This window comes from Tropicimonas sediminicola (assembly GCF_900188335.1).
GTDB lineage: Bacteria > Pseudomonadota > Alphaproteobacteria > Rhodobacterales > Rhodobacteraceae > Tropicimonas > Tropicimonas sediminicola.
In genome coordinates, this window is sequence record NZ_FZOY01000004.1 from 362,966 (window position 1) to 381,284 (window position 18,319).

An 18,319-nucleotide genomic window follows, 5' to 3' on the forward strand; every position below is an offset into this window, starting at 1 on the left:
CTTACCGCTCCACCAGTTTGACGCGCTGATTGTAGAGGTTCATCCCCGCCGAGATCGCCAGGCTGATCGACAGATAGACGAGCATCCCCATCAGAACCGTCTCCAGCTCGCGGCCGGTCTGGTTGAGGGTGATCCCCATCAGCGTGCCGGTCAGATCCATGTAGCCCACGGCGATGGCGAGCGAGGAGTTCTTGGTCAGGTTCAGGTATTGCGAGATCAGCGGCGGGATGATGACCCGCAACGCCTGCGGCAGGATGACGAGGCTCATGATCCGGTTGGGCCAGAGCCCGAGCGCCGCGGCGGCCTCGGTCTGCCCCTTGGAGATGGCCAGGATACCCGCGCGCACGATCTCGGCGATGAAGGCCGCGGTGTAGAGCGACAGCGACAGCCAGAGCGCGATCAGCGAGTTGCGGAGATAGATACCGCCCTGGAAGTTGAACCCCTTGAGCTCCGGCATGCCGAGGTGAAAGCCCAGGGCGGCCAGGACCGCGAGGGTCGGGATCAGCACGACACCGAGGCGCAGGTACCAGGTGGTCGGCCGGTCGCCGGTCTCATTCTGGATCCGGTCCGCGCGCTGGCGGATCTTGCTGGACGCATAGAGACCGGCAAGGAACACGGCGGCGATGAGCAGGAAGTCGAGGCTGATCTGGAACATCCCGCAGGAATCGCTGACCGGGCCACCGTCTTCGGGGATGGCGCAGGCCGGGCTGTCCGTATCGGGCAGGATCGGCAGGTCGCCGAGGCCACGGCTGAACAGCGGCTCGGGGACATAGACGCCACGGTTGGTCAATGCGACGGAGTCGAAGAGCAGCATGCTGGCTTCGGGGTCCTCGCCGCGGAAATCCCTCGGGGCGGGCAGGGTCTCGATCAGGATCGCCATGGTGAAGACGATCCAGAGCAGCACCGGCACGTTGCGGAACATCTCGACATAGACGGTCATCAGGCGCGACACGAGCCAGTTGTTCGACAACCGCAGAACGCCGACGATCACGCCGACCACCGTCGCCGTGATACAGCCGAGCACCGCCACCAGCAGAGTGTTGAGCAGGCCGACGACGGTCGCCCGCCAGTGGCTGGACTGCGAATTGTAGTCGATCAGCCTCTGGTTGATGTCATAGCCGGCCGGATCCCGAAGGAAGGTGAAGTCGATCGGCTTCCCGAGGACGGCGAGGTTGTTGATCGTGTTGTTGATGAGCCAGCCTGCCAGGATCAGGAACCCGATGAGCGCGACGATCTGGATGGTGATCGAGCGGTAGCGGGTGTCGTAGATCAGCATGCCGAGCTTGAACGACTCCTTCGGCGGGTCGGTCATTGTGCTCATGGCAATGTTCCCTGCAGCGCTCCGGGCTTCTTTCATCGGCGGGGTTTGCTCTCCCCGTCCATTGGCCCGGATATTTTCGTTGAAGTGCAGATACGCGAAGGGCGCGACATTTGCCGCGCCCTTGCTAAGTCGATCTTAGCGGAACGGCGGGGAGTAGAGCAGGCCGCCGTTGGTCCACTGCGCGTTCAGGCCGCGCGCCAGGCCGATCGGCGTGGTCTCGCCCACGTTCTTCTCGAACAGCTCACCGTAGTTGCCGCCCGCCTTGATGGCGCGCTTGGCCCATTCGGCGTCGAGGCCGAGCATTTCGCCCAGCGAGCCTTCGGTGCCGAGGATACGGTTGATCTCCGGGTTGTCGGTGCCGGAGGACAGCTCGTCGATGTTGGCCGAGGTGATGCCGAGCTCTTCGGCCGAGATCAGCGCGTTCAGCGTCCAGCGGACGATGTCGCCCCAGTCGTTGTCGCCGTGGCGAACGAGCGGGCCGAGCGGCTCCTTGGAGATGATCTCCGGCAGCAGGATGTGGTCACCCGGCGCCTCGAAGGTCGCGCGAACGGCGGCGAGGCCGGAGGCGTCGGTGGTGTAGGCGTCGCAGGCACCGGCGAGGTACTGCTGCTGGGCCTCGTTGTCGGTCTCAACCGGCACCGGCTCGTAGGAGATGTTGTTGGCGCGGAAGAAGTCGGCCAGGTTCAGCTCGGTGGTGGTGCCGGTCTGGATGCAGACGGTGGCGCCGTCCAGTTCCTTGGCCGAGGAGACGCCGAGCTCCTTCGGAACCATGAAGCCCTGGCCGTCGTAGTAGTTCACGCCGACGAACTCGAACTTGAGGTCGATGTCGCGGGTAAAGGTCCAGGTGGTGTTGCGGGCGAGCAGGTCCACTTCGCCCGAAGCCAGGGCGGTGAAGCGGGTCTTGCCGGTGGTCGGGATGAACTCGACAGCGGTCGGATCCCCGAGCACGGCGGCCGCTACGGCACGACAGAACGCAACGTCGAAACCTTCCCACTCGCCATTCGCGTTGGGAGCGGCGAAGCCGACGAGGCCGGTGTTCGCGCCGCAGTTCAGCTTGCCGCGGGCCTTGACGTCGTCCAGGGTAGCAGCCCCCGCGACACCGGCCGACAGGCCAGCCACGGCCAGTGCCCCAACGAGTACGGTCTTTTTCATGAGTACCTCTTCCTGATGGTCCCACCCGTTCCGGTGGTGATCCTTTATTTTGTGGGCCTCTCGACCCGAGCGAAACTCTTGCGAGAGGGCGCCGCCCCCTCAGCGCCCCAACTTTGGGCAAATTCCTAAATAAAGGTCAAGTGCGGCTCCGGAAGTGGCCCTAGCGTCACCTTTGCTGGCGCGCAGCCCGTGTCCATGTGTTGAAAAATTGGGCAGCGCCAGCCGTGGAGCAGACAGGATTTAGACGGCCGGGCGAGACAGGCGGTGGAAATTCGCTGCGTGCAGAAACGCTTGCCGTTTGATCGCCGCATCGGCGGCCGCCTCTGCGTCAACGCCCCACTGGCTCTCCTGGAAGGTCTCGTCGACCCGCGAACGCCGCCAGAGCTCCTCGGGAGAAAAAACTTCGTCGACAGCGGCGAGGCCGATCAGGAGCGAGCCTGAAAGGCTGACCAGGTCATGCAGGGCAGTCAGCGCGAACGGATCCGAATCTTCGACCCGGCGGCGCAGGGTCGCGAGGCTCTCCTCCGACTGGGCCACCGGAACGATTCCCACGGTCAGCTCCAGCGCGGCGCCAAGTGCGCTGCGCGCCCAGTCGAGCATCGGGTCCCAGGCCTCGGCCTGCAGCTGCGCCAGCAGCTCGGGTCCGTCAGCGCGGTAACAGCAGAGGTCGGTTTCGCCGTAGGCCGCGATCAGCGCCGCGACCTCCGCGAACTGCGGAACGACCTTGTCGATCGCGGAATTGGCGGACCGGGTGAAGGGCATCGACAGCGGGTCGATCTCGCCTTCCTGCGCGTTCCACTCGGCGGCGATCTCCTCGGCCAGCAGGCGCGTCGGCAGCAACAGCGTCGCCTTGCTGGGCGTCCGCACCGGGCGGCCGTCGAGCGCCACGCTCCAGCCCGCCCCGGAATCGACGGCCTCGGCCTGCTTCCAGAAGCGTTTCGCCTTCCACTCGGCCATTCAGCTCTCCCAGATTCGTTCGATCGCGGCGGGCAGATCGGCGTAGCGATCGACGATCGCGCCGGCCCCGGCCCGCGTCAGGGTTTCGGTGGGATGGTAGCCCCAGCTCACGCCAAGCGTCCGGACGCGGGCGGCGCGGCCCATCTCCATGTCAAAGCTCGTGTCGCCGATCATCACCGCGTCCCGCGCCTCCACGCCGGTTTCGGCAAGCGCCGTCAGCACCATCGAGGGGTGCGGCTTGGAGGGGTGGTGGTCGGCCACCTGCTCGGTGACGAAGGCCCCGGTCAGCCCGTGGGCCGCCAGCAGGTGATCCAGCCCGCGGCGGGACTTGCCGGTGGCGATGCCGACCAGAACGTCGTCGCGAGCGAGCAGCGCGTCGATCACCTCCCGCGCACCGGGATAGAGCGGTGACATCTGCTCCGGCGCACCGGTGCTGCGAAGGCTGGAGAAGCTGTTCTTGTAGCCCTCGACCAGCGCCTCCTGCGCCTCCGTGTCGAGCTCGGGAGAAAGCTGTGCCATCGCGACCGGCAGCGACAGGCCGACGATCGACAGCACCGTTTCGCGCGGCGGCGGCTGCATCCCGAGCCCGCCATAGGCGGCGTCCATCGCGGCGACGATATGCGCCTGGCTGTCCACGAGGGTGCCATCGACGTCGAAGATCACGAGCCGAAGCGGGGAATGGCTCATCCGTCCTGCTCCTCGAAGGGATCGGCGGGCACGTCAGCGGCGCGCCAGTCGAGCATCTCCCAGGTCCGTTCCATGTGTTCCGGCAGCGGCGCGGTCAGCACCAGGCGGCTGCCGGTCACCGGGTGGGTCAGCGACAGCGACCGGGCGTGCAAGTGCAGCTTGCGCGACAACGCGCCGCCCAGACCCGCGCCCCAGCCGTCGCCCAGGTTCTCCTGCCCGGAACCGCCATACTTGCCGTCGCCAACGATCGGATGCCCGATCTCGGCCATGTGTGCGCGCAGCTGGTGCGTGCGCCCCGTGACCGGGACCAGCGCCACCCAGCTCACCCGCCCGCCGAGCCCCGAGAGCACGGCGTAGTCGGTCGTGGCGCGCTTGGCACCGGGGGTCGCGTCGACCTCGCGCGGATGCACGCAGCGCATCTTCTCGCCCTCGCCGCCGGCCCCGTGGCCACCGGCCTTTACCAGGCCGAAGCGGATCGTGCCCATCTGCGGCGCGGGCACGCCGGCGACGGCGGCCCAGTAGATCTTGCGGGTGTCGCGGGCGCGGAAGGCCTCCGTCAGGGCGCCGGCCATCGCGCGGGTCCGCGCCAGCAGCAGCACGCCGGAGGTGTCCTTGTCGAGCCGGTGAACCAGCCGCGGTTTCTCGTCCAGCCCGAAGCGCAGCGCCTCGGCCAGCCCGTCGACATGGCGGGTCTGCTTGCTGCCGCCTTGCGTGGGCAGGCCAGCGGGCTTGTTGATCGCGATCAGGTGGTCGTCCCGGTAGATCACGGTCTCCCGGATCATCCTGGCGTCGGCCTCGGAGACGCCGCTCCGCTCCTGCCGCGGCGGCTCGCTCTCCGGATCGGGCAGTGGCGGCACGCGGACGATCTGCCCGGCCTCGATCCGCGTCGAAGTCTTGACCCGCGCCCCGTCGAGACGCAGTTCGCCCTTGCGGCACATCTTCTCGATCCGGCCCTGGCCGACATGCGGGAACCGGTTCCGGAACCAACGGTCGAGCCGCTGCCCCGCCTCGTCCGGCGCGATCTCGATCTGCTGCACCCGGCTCATGGCAGCGGCACCACACCACGGGCGAAGGCAAGCCCCACGACAAGCGCGGCGAGCGAGACCAGCACCGATGCGGTGATATAGACCAGCGCGATCTCAGTCCGGCCCTCCTCCATCAGGAAGATCGCGTCCAGCGAGAAGGCCGAGAAGGTGGTGAAGCCGCCGAGGAAGCCGGTCATCAGGACCGGGGCCAGCGAATTGGCGCCCTTGCGCTCCAGCAGGACGACGAGCGCGCCCATCAGGAAGGAACCGACCACGTTCACCGTCAATGTCCCCCAGGGGAAGCCGATGCCCAGCAGGGCCTTCATTCCGACGTTTGTCAGGTATCGGCAGGTTGCGCCGAGCGCGCCGCCGAGGGCGACCTGGAGAGCGGTGAGGATCATTGCGCCGATGTCCTGTGCCACCGGCGCAATGTCAAGGGCCCGGCCTTGCGCTCAGGCCGATTTGCGCGCGCCGGCGGGGCTGTCGCCGTTGGCGGCGATCACCTCGATCACGCGATCCTCGGGCACCGGCCCGCGCACGATCTTCTTGCCGTGGATCATCGACGGCACCAGGTTCTCGCCCTTCCAGACCTTGTAGAAAAGGATCGCCGCGATGTGCAGCAGGACCAGCGCCAGGATGATCGGGGGCAGCGTATTGTGCCAGCCCGACGCCCAGCCAACCCAGGATCCGCTGACAGAATCGGCAAGCGGGCCCTTGTTGATGAAGTCGTCCGGATCGCTGAACAGCCCCGTGAAGGCCTGAAACGCCAGGACCCCGAGCAGCGCAAAGACCGACAGCGCCCCAACCGGGTTGTGCCCGGCCCAGTGGCTCGGCTTGCGCTTCGAGATGCCGCTCGAATAGCGCAGGAACGTGCCCGGCGCGTAGACGAAGTCCCGGAAGCGGGCGGGCCAGGGGCCGAACAGGCCCCAGACCACGCGGAAGACGAGCAGCCCGATCACGGCATAGCCGAAGTAGAAGTGCAGGGTCATGATACCCGGGCCGAACTTGCCCAGGTACCATGCCGTACAGACGCAGATCGCCAGCGCCCAGTGGAACAGGCGAAGGCCCGGATCCCAGAGGCGGACGCGGCGAAGCTGGTCGGTTTCAGGCGAGCCGTCAGACACGCGCCTCAGTCCTTCTTGGCCTGGAATTCCTTGTGGCAGGCCTGGCACTGCTGGCCGATCGGCCCGATCGCCGCGACCATGGCGTCCTTGCCGTCGCTGGCGACGGCCTGCATGTTGGCGGCAGCGGCCTGCAGATCGGCCATGATCGCGGTGACTTGGTCGGTGTTCTCCCAAAGCGCCGGCTTGGCATAGGAGACGCCCGGCAGATCGTCCATCGAGGTGCCTTCCAACCAGAAACCGGACTGGTCGGCATTGGCCAGTTCCACCAGCATGTCGGCGGCGGCCTGCGCGACGGCCGGATCGTATTCCGCTTCGCCCTTGGCGACAGCGGCGAAGGTACCGACCTGCTTGCCGAAGCCTTTCATGTGGTCCTGACGGGCTTTGACGGCGTCCGTGGCGGCGTCGGCAAGAGCAATGCAGGGGATGGAAACGGCGATGGCGGCTAGAATGGTCTTTTTCATGGCTGGTCTCCTGAAATGGCCAGTTTGATGAACCCGGTCACAGGGTTGCGAGATTCGCGCTCCTACGTAAGGCATCGCACGGCTGCATTCACAGTTTAAGATGATTGTCTGTAGCCCTTATCAAATTTAGGTCATCCGCCGCGTTTCGCCCGGAGCTTGACGAAATAGTCGAGCCTGCGTTTCAGGTCGCGTTCGAAGCCGCGCTCGACCGGGAAATAGTAGATGCCGCGCTTCATCCCCTCCGGGAAGTAGTTCTGGCCCGAGAAGCCGTCTTCCGCGTCGTGATCGTAGCTGTAGCCCTCGCCGTAGCCCTGCTCCTTCATGAGCGAGGTCGGCGCGTTCAGGATGTGCTTGGGCGGCGGCTCGGAGCCGGTCTGGCCCGCCGCCTTCATGGCAGCCTTGTAGCCCGCGTAGGCAGCGTTCGACTTGGGGGCGAGCGCGAGGTAAACGACCGCCTGCGCCAGCGCCAGCTCGCCCTCCGGGCTGCCGAGACGTTCGTAGACCTGCCAGGCCTGAAGACAGAGCGCCTGTGCCTGCGGGTCGGCCAGGCCGATGTCCTCCACCGCCATTCGGGTGATCCTGCGCGCGAGGTAACGCGGGTCCTCTCCGCCTTTGAGCATCCGCGCCAGCCAGTAGAGCGCCGCGTCCGGGTCCGAGCCGCGGACGGATTTGTGGAGAGCCGAGATCAGGTTGTAATGCGCGTCGCCCGACTTGTCGTATTGCGCGGCCCGCTGGGTCAGCCGCGCGGTCAGTGCGTCGGTGTCGATCACGCCGTCGGATTTCCAGGCCGAGACCTGCTCCACCAGGTTCAGCAAAGCCCGCCCGTCGCCGTCGGCCATTGCCAACAACGACATGCGCGCTGCATCCGTCAGCGGCAGCGCGCGCCCCAGTTCCGATTCGGCCCTCGCGAGCATCGCCGCCAGCGCCGTCTCGTCCAGCCGGTTCAGCACCAGCACCTGGCTACGGCTCAGAAGCGCCGCGTTGAGCTCGAAGCTCGGGTTCTCGGTCGTCGCCCCGACAAGGACAATCGTGCCATCCTCCATATGCGGCAGGAACCCGTCCTGCTGCGCCTTGTTGAAGCGGTGGATCTCGTCGACGAAGAGAAGCGTGCCCTGCCCATTCCTGCGCCGCAGGCGCGCCGCCTCGAACACCTTCCTGAGTTCGGGCACTCCGGTGAAGATGGCGCTGATCTGCACGAAGTGGAGGTCGGTCACATCGGCCAGCAGCCGCGCGATGGTTGTCTTGCCGACGCCGGGCGGCCCCCAGAGCACCAGCGAGGAGAGCGAGCCCGCCGCAAGCATCGCGCCCAGCGGACCGTCGGGGCCGAGCAGGTGATCCTGCCCGATGACCTCGCCGAGGGTCCTGGGGCGCAGCCGGTCGGCAAGCGGACGCGGCGCGTCGCTCTCGGTTCTGTCGGTGGGCGAGTCGAAAAGGTCCGGCATGGGCGCAGCCTAGGTCCGGGTCGAGCGGAGCGAAAGCCGATCCCGACGCAAAAAACAGAAGAGATCCCTGCGGATCGCCCCGTCGCGACCCGCCTGAAAGACACGGCGCCTCAAAGCAGCCGAGCGTCCTTGGCCCGCTGGATGGCCTCGGCCGTCGTGCGGGCCATCAGCCGCTGCCGCGCCGCGGTCAGCCGGGCCTTGAGCGCGCTCTCCGAGATCCCGAGCTTGGCTGCCGCGGCGGCATGCCGGTCGCCCGCAGCGATCAGCCGCAAGGCCTGTGCCTGCGCCGCAGTCAGCTTCTCGGGCGGTTCGGTCAACTGGTGAAGCCGGTCGATGATCCGGGAGATCTGCTCCATCTCGGAGTCGGTAAACTCCCTGTCGGACCGGGCGGCCCCCGCAATCGTGCGCGACGACACCGGCCCGGCCGAGACCGCGACCCCGAACCGCAAGCCGAACCCGGCCGCCTCCTCCATGATCCCGAACGGGTCGGGAATCCCCAGCTCGCTCCAGCGCGCGTACCCGGTGGTGGAAAAGGCCCAGGCGGTGACGGGATCGCGCATCACATAGGCGTTGGCCGTGTAATGCTCGATCCAGGCCGGGTCATAGGTCTGGATCGTCAGCAGCGGCGAGGCAAAACGGATGTGAAGGCCGACGAAATATCCCGCCGGGGACATCGCCGCCAGCTTTGCAAGTTCACGATCGACAGCCGCGCGGTCAGCCATGGTGAAAGAGAGCCCTACTGGACATGTCACCCCTAGTATACGGATCGAGATGGCGGCTCGTCACGTCTTGCCGCATTTTCGGCACCCCGGTCGCGAATGATCGGCCATCCCCAAAAACAAAAGGCCCCCGCGATGCGAGGGCCCTGTGGTTCCGGCCTGTCGGGCTTACGCCTCGTCGGTGGCCTCTTCCCGGACGCGATCCTCGGCGCCCTTGGCAGCCGGGTCACGGTCGACCAGCTCGATGATCGCCATCGGAGCCATATCGCCGTAGCGGAAGCCGGCCTTCAGAACACGGACGCAGCCGCCCGGGCGTTCGGCGTACCGCGGGCCGAGCACTTCGAACAGTTTCGCAACGTGCTTGTCCTGCTTCAGGCGCGAAGCGGCCTGACGGCGGGCGTGAAGGTCGCCGCGCTTGCCGAGCGTGATCAGCTTCTCGACGATCGGCTTGAGTTCCTTGGCCTTGGGCAGGGTCGTCTTGATCTGCTCGTGCTCGATCAGCGAGCCGGCCATGTTGGCGAAGAGCGCCTTGCGGTGCTCGTGGGTGCGGTTCAGGCGGCGGTATCCGCGGGCGTGACGCATATCTCAGTTCCTTCTAGCTTTTGCTTTGTCCGGCAGCCCATGCGTGCGGGCCGCTCTCCTTGGGGCGGGATTGCCCGGTAATTCGGGCGCGCCACGCGGGCGCGCCCGGTCGAAGATCAGAACTGGTCTTCGAATTTCTTGGCGAGATCCTCGATGTTCTCCGGCGGCCACTCCTCGACATCCATGCCGAGGTGAAGGCCCATGCCCGAGAGCACTTCCTTGATCTCGTTGAGCGACTTGCGGCCGAAGTTCGGGGTGCGGAGCATCTCGGCTTCGGTCTTCTGGATCAGGTCGCCGATGTAGACGATGTTGTCGTTCTTCAGGCAGTTGGCCGAGCGGACAGACAGTTCCAGCTCGTCGACCTTCTTCAGAAGCAGCGGGTTGAACTCGAGCCCGTCGTCCTCTTCCTGGCGGCCGGCGGCTTCCGGCTCCTCGAAGTTGACGAAGATGCTCAGCTGGTCCTGGAGGATGCGCGCGGCATAGGCCAGCGCGTCGTCCGGGGTCACCGAGCCGTCGGTCTCGATCTTCATGGTCAGCTTGTCGTAGTCCAGAACCTGGCCCTCGCGGGTCGGCTGAACGTCGTAGGAGACCTTCTTGACCGGCGAGTAGATCGCGTCGATCGGGATCAGGCCGATCGGGGCGTCCTCGGGACGATTCTTGTCGGCCGCGACATAGCCCTTGCCGGTGTTGACCGTCAGTTCCATGTAGAGATCCGCGCCGTCGTCGAGGTGGCAGATCACGTGGTCGCGGTTCAGGATCTCGATGCCGGCGGTCTCCGAGATGTCACCGGCGGTGACGGCGCCCGGGCCCTTGGCGGAAACCGACAGGCGCTTGGGTCCGTCGACATCCATCCGGATGGCAATGCCCTTGAGGTTCAGGACGATGTCGGTCACGTCCTCGCGGACGCCGGCAACGCTCGAGAACTCGTGCAGAACATTGTCGATCTGGACGCTGGTGATCGCCGCGCCTTGCAGCGAGGACAGCAGCACGCGACGCAGCGCGTTGCCGAGCGTCAGACCGAAGCCGCGCTCCAGCGGTTCGGCCACGACGGTCGCCTTGCGGCTCGCGTCGGCGCCGGGCTTGACCTCCAGCTGGGTCGGCTTGATGAGTTCCTGCCAGTTCTTGTGGATCATGTAGATCGCCTCCATACCTGTCCGTCTCCCATGTCCGTGGAAACGGACGCCCGAGGTTCAAAATGCCAGAACGGACCGCGCCTGTAGCGGCGCGATCCGAAAGAGTAAGCCCTGATCCTCAGACGCGGCGGCGCTTCGGAGGACGGCAACCGTTGTGCGCGATCGGCGTGACGTCGCGGATCGAGGTGATGTTGAAGCCGACGGCGGCCAGGGCGCGGAGCGCGCTCTCACGGCCGGAACCGGGGCCCTGCACCTCGACCTCGAGGGTCTTGACGCCGTGCTCCTGCGCCTTGCGGCCGGCATCTTCGGCGGCCATCTGAGCGGCGTAGGGGGTCGACTTCCGGGAGCCCTTGAAGCCCATCGTGCCGGCGGACGACCAGGAGATCGCGTTGCCCTGCACGTCGGAGATCAGGATCTTGGTGTTGTTGAACGAGGAGTTCACGTGAGCAACGCCGGTGGCGATGTTCTTGGAAACCTTGCGCTTGGTTTGACGCTTGTCGCGAGCCATCTGTCCTGCCTCCCCTTACTTCTTCTTGCCGGCGATCGGCTTCGCCGGGCCCTTGCGGGTGCGGGCGTTGGTGTGGGTGCGCTGGCCGCGCACGGGCAGGTTGCGGCGATGGCGCAGGCCGCGGTAGCAGCCGAGGTCCATCAGGCGCTTGATGTTCATCTGCGTCTCACGGCGCAGGTCGCCTTCGACGGTGTAGTTCGCGTCGATGTGCTCGCGGATCGCCAGAACTTCGGCGTCGGACAGTTCGTTGACCCGGCGGGTCGCGTCGATGCCAACCGCCTCGCAGATCGCCTGCGCGGAGGTGTTGCCGATTCCGGTGATGTAGGTCAGCGCGATCGGGACGCGCTTGGCTGTCGGGATGTTGACCCCAGCGATACGTGCCAAGAGGGATATTCCTTCATGGTTGCGGTTCCGTAGTTCCAGAACCTTTTTTCACAACAGAGGCCCGACAGCTCATTCGCCACCGGGCCAGGTTAGCCGCCGATCGACCATTGCGACACGCGCAGGGATTCGACGGCGATTCTCCAATGAGAGCGTGTGAAGTAATGCCAAAGCCGGGGCCCGTCAAGGGCCCCGTTCACGATCTGTCAAGGGATATCATGCGGCCCGAGACATCGCGTCCAACCGGTGCAGATTCCGCGATTTTTCGGAGGGCGTCAACCGGTGGCTGTGCCGCGGCCGCCAGGGTCATGTCAGGTAACCCAGCTGCCGGAAGGAAGCATCCTGTTCCTTCCCGATCACGACGTGGTCGTGGATGGTGATACCAACCGCCCGGCAGGCCTCGGCAATCCGGTCGGTCATCATGATATCCTCGTTCGAGGGCGCGGGATCGCCGGAAGGGTGGTTGTGCACCAGGATCAGCGCGCTGGCGTTCAACTCCAGGCTGCGCTTGACGATCTCGCGCGGGTAGACCGGCACGTGGTCCACCGTTCCCTCGGCCTGCGCTTCGTCGGCGACGAGGTTGTTCTTGCGGTCGAGATAGAGCACCCGGAACTGCTCGGTGTCGCGGTGCGCCATCACCGTCTTGCAGTACTCCATCAGCGTGTCCCAGGAAGACAGCACGTGGCGTTGCAGCACCTTGGCCCGCGCCATCCGGTGGGCGAAGGCCTCGGCGAGGCGGAGCTGGTAATAGACCTTTTCCGTCGCACCCTCGACCTCCAGCAGCCGGGCCTGCGGGGCCGCGATGACGCCGTTGAGATCCCCGAAGGCCGCGAGCAGCCGCTTGGCCAGCGGCTTGGTGTCGATCCGCGGGATCGCGTTGAAGAGCAGCATCTCCAGCAGCTCGTATTCCGGCATCGCCGCATGTCCGCCGGACAGGAAGCGTTGCCGCAGCCTTTCGCGGTGGCCCCAGTAGTGCGGGCGGGCCTGCCCGTCCTCGCCGACGACCAGCCCGCCGCCCGCCGCGGCATCGGGCTTCAGCCGGTCGGTCTGCCGGTAGCGCGGCTCGCTCGCCGGCCGGGTCGCCGCGCCAAGCGGCGGCAGCCGCGCCTCCAGCTCCTCGAGCCCGCGGAGCGCCGCCTCGGAGAAGCCCCGGGTCCCCGTTGGCGCTGTATCGGCAAAAAGATGGCCCTGCTGGCTCTCGGCGTCAGGCCGCCGCGCTCCGATACCGGCAATGCGATCCCAGATCTTGACCATCGGTTCCTCGTTCCCCGGCTTACGGGGCCCGAGCTTGCCCGGAAGTGGTTAACAGAGTGTAAGGGCGGGCCGTATCCAGGGGCAGGAACGGCATTTCGGGAGCGCCAAACGCAAAACGGGCGCCCCGAAGGACGCCCGCCATGGTTCCATGATTCCTGCCGCGCGATCAGCGACGGGCGGGCGCCTTGCGCGAGCGCTTCTTGCCGCGCAGCTGCGACCGCTCGATCAGGCCCTCGTACTGGTGCGCCAGGAGGTGCGACTGAACCTGCTGGATGGTGTCCATCGTCACCGAGACGACGATCAGTACCGAGGTCCCGCCGAAGTAGAAGGGGATCGCCAGCTGGTTGCGCAAGATCTCCGGGAAGAGACAGACTGCGGCCAGGTAGGCCGAACCGAGGACCAGCACGCGGCGCACGACGTAGTCGAGATATTCCGCCGTCTTCGGACCCGGACGAATGCCCGGCACGAAGCCGTTCTGGTTCTTCAGGTTGTCGGCCACATCCTCGGTCTTGAACGCCACGTTCTCGGTGTAGAAGTAGGCGAAAAACACGATCATCGACGCGAAGAACAGCAGGTAGAGCGGCTGCCCCGGGCCGAAATAGGCCAGGATGGTCGACATCACCGGACCGGTATTGCCGCCGGAGAAGGTGGCGATCGTGGTCGGCAGCAGCAGCAGCGACGAGGCGAAGATCGCCGGGATCACGCCCGACGGGTTCACCTTGATCGGCAGGTGGCTGGAGCCGCCGTCATAGACCTTCATGCCGACCTGCCGGCGCGGGTACTGGATGTGGATCTTGCGCAGCGCTCGCTCCATGAAGACCACAAAGCCGACGATCAGGATCATCATCACGAGGACCCCGATGATCACGGCCGGGCTGATGGCGCCGGAGCGGCCGGAGGCCAGGAACTGCGCAAGGGCAGCCGGAACCTCGGCGATGATGCCGACGAAGATGATGAGCGAGATGCCGTTGCCGACGCCGCGGGCGGTGATCTGCTCGCCCAGCCACATCAGGAACATCGTGCCGCCGACCAGGGTGATCACCACGGCCGCGCGGAAAAACCAGCCCGGATCATGGGCCAGGCCGCCGGCTTCGAGGCTCACGGCCAGGCCGTAAGCCTGGAACGTCGCCAGGAGCACGGTGCCGTAGCGGGTGTACTGGTTGATCTTCTTGCGCCCCTGCTCGCCCTCTTTCTTCAGCTGTTCCAGCTGCGGGACCATGGCGGTCATCAGCTGGACGATGATCGAGGCAGAGATGTAGGGCATAATGCCGAGCGCGAAGATCCCCATGCGACCGAGCGCGCCGCCGGTGAACATGGTCAGGATGCCGCCGATACCGGCCGACGCCTGCTCCATGAAGTCGCGCAGCGCCTGCCCGTCGATCCCCGGAACCGGAATGTAGGTGCCCAGTCGATAGACGATGAGCAGACCCAGGGTGAACAGGATGCGCTGTCGGAGCTCGGTGGCCTTGCCCAGGGCGGCCCAGCTCATGTTGGCCGCCATTTGCTCTGCTGCAGATGCCATTCGTGGTCTCTCTCATGCATGCGCCGCCGAACGGTTTTCCCGTCGGCGGCGCTGGAAAACTGGAAGTTAAGTAAGGGGCATTGCCGCCCCTCACAACCTCTTATTCGGCCGCGGCCTCGGTGGCTTTCGCAGACGTGACCGTCAGCGAGCCGCCGGCCTTCTCGACAGCCTCGACCGCCGACTTGGACGCGCCGGAGACGGACAGCTCGACCTTGGAGCCGAAATCGCCCTTGGCGAGAACGCGGACGCCGTCGAGCTTGCGGCGCACGAGGCCGGATTCGAGCAGCACGTCCTCGGTGATCGGCTTCTTCGCGTCGATCTTGCCGGCTTCGATGAATTTCTGGAGGATGCCCAGGTTCACAACGGCCCAGGACTTGCGGTTCGGCTTGTTGAAGCCGCGCTTCGGCAGCCGCATGTAAAGCGGCATCTGGCCGCCTTCGTAGCCGTTGATCGCCACGCCCGAACGGGACTTCTGACCCTTGATACCGCGACCGGCGGTCTTGCCCTTGCCGGAGCCGGGACCACGGCCGATGCGCTTTTTCTTCGGGGTCGAGCCCTCGGCGGGGCTGAGTTCATGCAGTTTCATGTCGCTTCTCCTTGCCGGATGCGGCCCCCAGCGACGGGAGCGGCCGAACTCGGCATTTCTTGTTGGTTCGTCGGTTGACGTGAATCGGCCCTGTCAGGCCATGGGGCGTCTTATGCGATGCGGCGACGCCTATCAAGGCGTAATGGTCCCGCGTGGCAGCCCCTAGAGCAGCGAGTTGCCCGGAATCGAGATCAGCCCCACCGTCTCCAGCCCGTTGAGCACCGAATCCACCGCGACCGTGGCCAGGATGATGCCCATGATCCGGCTGACCACGTTGGCGCCGGTGTTGCCGATCACCCGCTTGAGTCGCCCGGCCAGCAGCAACAGCACCAGCGTCAGGAGCAGGACGACGAGCAGGATGCAGGCGGTCACCATCTGGTCGGGCACGGAGTTCTTGTGGTTGTCGGTCAGGATGATGATGGCGAGCATGGCGCCCGGCGAGGCGATGGACGGCATGGCCAGCGGAAAGACCGCGCCGGAGAGGTGATCGCGCTCGGCCTCCTCGATCTCCCGGTCGGCCTTGGCCTCGCCAAAGATCATCGTCAGAGCGAAGAGGAACAGGATGATCCCGCCGGCGATCTGGAACGATCCAAGCCGCAGGCCGATCCCCTCGATCAGGATCTGCCCCGCGACAAGAAACAGCAGCAGGACGATGCCCGCGACGGCCACGGCCCGCGCGGCGAACCGCCAGTGAAGCTCTTCCGGGACGCGCCTCGTGGCGAAATAGAACACGGGCAGGGAGCCGATGGGGTCGATCACCACGAACAGCGTGATGAACTCGCGGATCAGCGTGGCGGGATCGAGGACAGGCACGGGGATGTATTCCGGAGCGAGAGGGCGGTCGGGCACCTAGTGGCAAAATCCCGACTTCAGGGCAATCGCCGGCAGCGCCCGCGACCGCCGCCTGCAAGGCGGAAAGGCGCCTCTCCGCTCAGCCGCCGGTTTTCTGCCAGCACTGCGGATAGCCATAGCCCCACCGCCAGGGCAGGCCCGTGCAGGGCCCGCCGCCGAGACGGACGGCCTGGAACATGCCGGCGGCAATCGCGGCATAGACCTGGCGGATCTGCTGGGCGTCGAGCGCATAGATCTCGCTGAGGACGGCATCCCGGCTATCCGCGGTCTGCTCGACACAGGTCCGTAGCGCCTCGTCGGCCTGCAGCCGCGCGTCATAGCTCGCCTCGGGCGCCGAATCCGGACCGGCGGAATGGTAGGCGCGGTCATGCACCACGCAGCAGCCCTCCCAGGGCGGCGTGCCCTCGTGCGCCTCGGCAAAGGCGGGGAAGCGCTCGGCCATGAAGGACCAGAGGCTCGACATGCCGCCGCTGCAGCCGTCGGTGGTGAACTCCGAGAGCACCGTCTCCGGAGCGTCGCGCACCTCGGCCAGCCAACCGTGCGCGGGCAGTTCGACGGAACGCGACAACTGCGCCTGCCAACCCTCCGCGTCCTCCGTCAGCGCGGGGGCGGCAACGGCGACGCACAGCACCGCGCCCGCCAGCACGCTACGGAGAGCCATCGCGGTACACCTTGTCGCTCACCGTCATGCCGAGCCGGTTGCCGAGCGCCAGCACCAGCCGCTCGACACTGCTCAACTCCTCCCGCTGACGCAGAACCTCGCGCGCCAGCGCCGGCTCGTCCGTGATCAGCCCGGAAACCCCGAGGCTCAGCATCTGCGACATGGACAGAGGGTCGTTGACCGTCCAGACGTAGAGCGGCTTGCCCGCCTCGCGGGCATGCCGAACCAGCTTGGGCGAGGCCATCGCCATGTTCACGGCGAGGAAATCGGCCTCCAGCTCCCACAGACGGCCGACGGATTGCGCCGCCAGCAGGCCCACCGTCCAGTCCGGCCGGAGCGCCTTCATCTTCTGGACCGCTTCGTATTTCAGACTCATCGCGCGGATCTGGTCCTCCATCCCGGTCTCGGCGACGATGTCGGCGACCCGCTGTTCCAGCATCTCGTCGTGACCGTAGTATTTGAGCTCGATCAGCACGCCGGAGCCGGAATCCCTGGCCAGTTCCAGCGCCTGCCGCAGGGTCGGCGTCCGCTCCCCGGCGTAGTCCGCGCCGAACCAGCTGCCGATGTCGATCTCCGCGAGGTCGGCGGCCGTGGCGTCCCAGGCTTTCAGCTCGACCCCGGCGAGTTTCATGAAGTCGCTGTCGTGGACGACGATCACCTCGCCCTCGGCGCTTTCCTGCACGTCGAGCTCGACCCAGTCCGCGCCCTCTTCGATGGCCAGCGCAAAGGAGGCCATGGTGTTTTCCGGCCGCGCGCCCGCCGCGCCGCGATGGGCGATGACCTGCACGTCGTCCTCGACCTGCCGCGCCCCAAGATCCGCAGCCCCGAGCCCTCCGGCGACCGCCGCCACCGCGAGCCCGCCGACGAGCGCAAGACGCAGCAGGCGCCGGGCCGGTGCGATGTCGATGTCGATCCCCGAGGTCCCCGGCCAGCCCGCGCGCTCCATCAGCAGCGCCGCGAGGGCGCCGGTGGTCAGCGTCGTGACCAGCAGGTTCACTACCGACCAGATTGCGGCGAGCACCAGCAAGGCCGCCGCCAGCCGCCGCAGGTTGGCGCCGATGGTGCCCGCGATCAGGTCTGCAGCGATCCCCACCGCGCCGAAGGCAAGCCCGACGACCAGCAGCGAAACCGCGCCCCAGGCCAGCAGGGCCGCCAACAGATCCAGCCGCTGGCCGCGCATCCGCTCGGCGCTCTCCCGGAAACTCCTGGAGGGCGGCACGTCCTGGAACAGCACGAGCGGCAAGGCCAGGGCCCAGCCCAGCAGGTTCCAGGCGACCAGGAGGACCATCCCGAGGATAAGGATCCCGATGATCGTCGCGGCCTGGATGAACTCCGGCGGACGCTCGGCGAGATAGTAGTTGATGTCGTATTCCGTCAGCCGGTTCTGCGCCACGATCAGTGCCATCAGCACGAACGGCGCGACCATCGCCACGATCCGCAGCAGCAGCCGCCACGAGAAGCCGATGATCCGTGGCACCTGCGGCAGGATCGCGGCCACGCCGGCCTCGAACCGCCGTTCGCGGTGGCGGCGGGCATCGCGGGCGATCGCCATCATGAAGGAAATGTCCAGCACGGCGGTGGTCAGCAGCAGGCTCGCCACGATCAGCGCTGCCGCGAAGCCCGCGGGCGAGAGCAGGAACATCGCGATGTCGAAATCCGAGAGTGCCGGCTGGCCGGAGAGCGCGATCGCCGCGCGCAGCGCCAGTGCCGTCACCGGCGCCAGCAGCGCCGCGACGAGGAGGCTGAACACGAGGTGGGACAGCAGAAACGGCCAGCGCAGCCGCCAGGCTTCGTGAAAGGCGTCTCCCGCGGCGCGCATCGGCATGTTCAGCATGTGAAATCCTTCCCCTTTCCCGCAGCTTACCGCGGAACGGGGCTGTGTCGAGGGGCGGGCCCACACCGCACCTCGCTCTCGGGCAAAGAAAAACGCCCCGGGCGGGACCCGGGGCGCT

20 protein-coding genes are annotated in these 18,319 nt (G+C 66.7%); all 20 read right to left on the reverse strand.

The window, feature by feature from the left end; translation table 11 throughout:
• Position 1: 1 nt before the first annotated feature.
• The 20 genes from CHB86_RS12745 to CHB86_RS12840 all read right to left on the reverse strand — a co-directional run bounded on the left by CHB86_RS12745 (position 2) and on the right by CHB86_RS12840 (position 18,201).
• Complete coding sequence (locus tag CHB86_RS12745; protein ID WP_089233430.1) at positions 2–1,321, reverse strand: amino acid ABC transporter permease; 1,320 nt, start codon at positions 1,319–1,321, stop codon at positions 2–4.
• 135 nt (positions 1,322–1,456) lie between these two features.
• Positions 1,457–2,473: an amino acid ABC transporter substrate-binding protein gene (locus CHB86_RS12750; RefSeq protein ID WP_089233431.1), complete on the reverse strand. Its 1,017-nt coding sequence runs from the start codon at positions 2,471–2,473 to the stop codon at positions 1,457–1,459.
• A gap of 240 nt (positions 2,474–2,713) precedes the next feature.
• Complete coding sequence (locus CHB86_RS12755) at positions 2,714–3,430, reverse strand: ATP12 family chaperone protein (protein ID WP_089233432.1); 717 nt, start codon at positions 3,428–3,430, stop codon at positions 2,714–2,716.
• Complete coding sequence (locus tag CHB86_RS12760) at positions 3,431–4,117, reverse strand: HAD-IA family hydrolase (RefSeq protein WP_089233433.1); 687 nt, start codon at positions 4,115–4,117, stop codon at positions 3,431–3,433. It lies immediately after the preceding gene.
• On the reverse strand, positions 4,114–5,163 hold the full coding sequence (locus tag CHB86_RS12765; RefSeq protein ID WP_089233434.1) for an RluA family pseudouridine synthase: 1,050 nt from the start codon (positions 5,161–5,163) through the stop codon (positions 4,114–4,116). The genes CHB86_RS12760 and CHB86_RS12765 overlap by 4 nt, the downstream gene beginning before the upstream one ends.
• Positions 5,160–5,543: a fluoride efflux transporter CrcB gene (crcB, locus tag CHB86_RS12770; protein ID WP_089233435.1), complete on the reverse strand. Its 384-nt coding sequence runs from the start codon at positions 5,541–5,543 to the stop codon at positions 5,160–5,162. Before crcB ends, CHB86_RS12765 begins: the two co-directional genes overlap by 4 nt.
• A gap of 51 nt (positions 5,544–5,594) precedes the next feature.
• Positions 5,595–6,266 carry a cytochrome b/b6 domain-containing protein gene (locus CHB86_RS12775; protein WP_089233436.1) on the reverse strand — a complete coding sequence of 224 codons (672 nt, stop codon included), beginning with the start codon at positions 6,264–6,266 and terminating at the stop codon, positions 5,595–5,597.
• A gap of 5 nt (positions 6,267–6,271) precedes the next feature.
• Positions 6,272–6,727: a c-type cytochrome gene (locus CHB86_RS12780; protein WP_176442864.1), complete on the reverse strand. Its 456-nt coding sequence runs from the start codon at positions 6,725–6,727 to the stop codon at positions 6,272–6,274.
• A gap of 131 nt (positions 6,728–6,858) precedes the next feature.
• Positions 6,859–8,169, reverse strand: coding sequence for a replication-associated recombination protein A (locus CHB86_RS12785; protein ID WP_089233438.1), 1,311 nt, complete (start codon positions 8,167–8,169; stop codon positions 6,859–6,861).
• 110 nt (positions 8,170–8,279) lie between these two features.
• Complete coding sequence (locus CHB86_RS12790) at positions 8,280–8,891, reverse strand: autoinducer binding domain-containing protein (protein WP_089233439.1); 612 nt, start codon at positions 8,889–8,891, stop codon at positions 8,280–8,282.
• Between the two features lie 165 nt (positions 8,892–9,056).
• Complete coding sequence (gene rplQ / locus CHB86_RS12795) at positions 9,057–9,470, reverse strand: 50S ribosomal protein L17 (protein WP_089233440.1); 414 nt, start codon at positions 9,468–9,470, stop codon at positions 9,057–9,059.
• Positions 9,471–9,586: 116 nt separating this feature from the next.
• Positions 9,587–10,603, reverse strand: a complete 1,017-nt coding sequence (locus CHB86_RS12800; protein WP_089233590.1) for a DNA-directed RNA polymerase subunit alpha — start codon at positions 10,601–10,603, stop codon at positions 9,587–9,589.
• A gap of 118 nt (positions 10,604–10,721) precedes the next feature.
• Positions 10,722–11,111: a 30S ribosomal protein S11 gene (gene rpsK, locus CHB86_RS12805; protein ID WP_089233441.1), complete on the reverse strand. Its 390-nt coding sequence runs from the start codon at positions 11,109–11,111 to the stop codon at positions 10,722–10,724.
• Between the two features lie 15 nt (positions 11,112–11,126).
• Complete coding sequence (gene rpsM / locus CHB86_RS12810; RefSeq protein WP_089233442.1) at positions 11,127–11,495, reverse strand: 30S ribosomal protein S13; 369 nt, start codon at positions 11,493–11,495, stop codon at positions 11,127–11,129.
• Positions 11,496–11,798: 303 nt separating this feature from the next.
• Complete coding sequence (gene radC / locus CHB86_RS12815) at positions 11,799–12,746, reverse strand: RadC family protein (protein WP_089233443.1); 948 nt, start codon at positions 12,744–12,746, stop codon at positions 11,799–11,801.
• 166 nt (positions 12,747–12,912) lie between these two features.
• Positions 12,913–14,268 (reverse strand): preprotein translocase subunit SecY, encoded by a 1,356-nt coding sequence (gene secY / locus CHB86_RS12820; protein WP_089233444.1) that lies wholly within the window; start codon positions 14,266–14,268, stop codon positions 12,913–12,915.
• 100 nt (positions 14,269–14,368) lie between these two features.
• Entirely contained in the window at positions 14,369–14,854 is a 486-nt protein-coding gene (rplO, locus tag CHB86_RS12825) for a 50S ribosomal protein L15 (RefSeq protein ID WP_089233445.1), read from the reverse strand.
• A 162-nt stretch (positions 14,855–15,016) separates the two neighbouring features.
• A complete protein-coding gene (locus CHB86_RS12830) occupies positions 15,017–15,703 on the reverse strand; it encodes a MarC family protein (protein WP_245837934.1) in 687 nt (228 codons plus the stop codon).
• Between the two features lie 82 nt (positions 15,704–15,785).
• Positions 15,786–16,367 (reverse strand): hypothetical protein, encoded by a 582-nt coding sequence (locus tag CHB86_RS12835; protein WP_245837936.1) that lies wholly within the window; start codon positions 16,365–16,367, stop codon positions 15,786–15,788.
• Positions 16,354–18,201, reverse strand: a complete 1,848-nt coding sequence (locus CHB86_RS12840; RefSeq protein WP_089233447.1) for a glycerophosphodiester phosphodiesterase family protein — start codon at positions 18,199–18,201, stop codon at positions 16,354–16,356. Before CHB86_RS12840 ends, CHB86_RS12835 begins: the two co-directional genes overlap by 14 nt.
• Between the last annotated feature and the right edge of the window lie 118 nt (positions 18,202–18,319).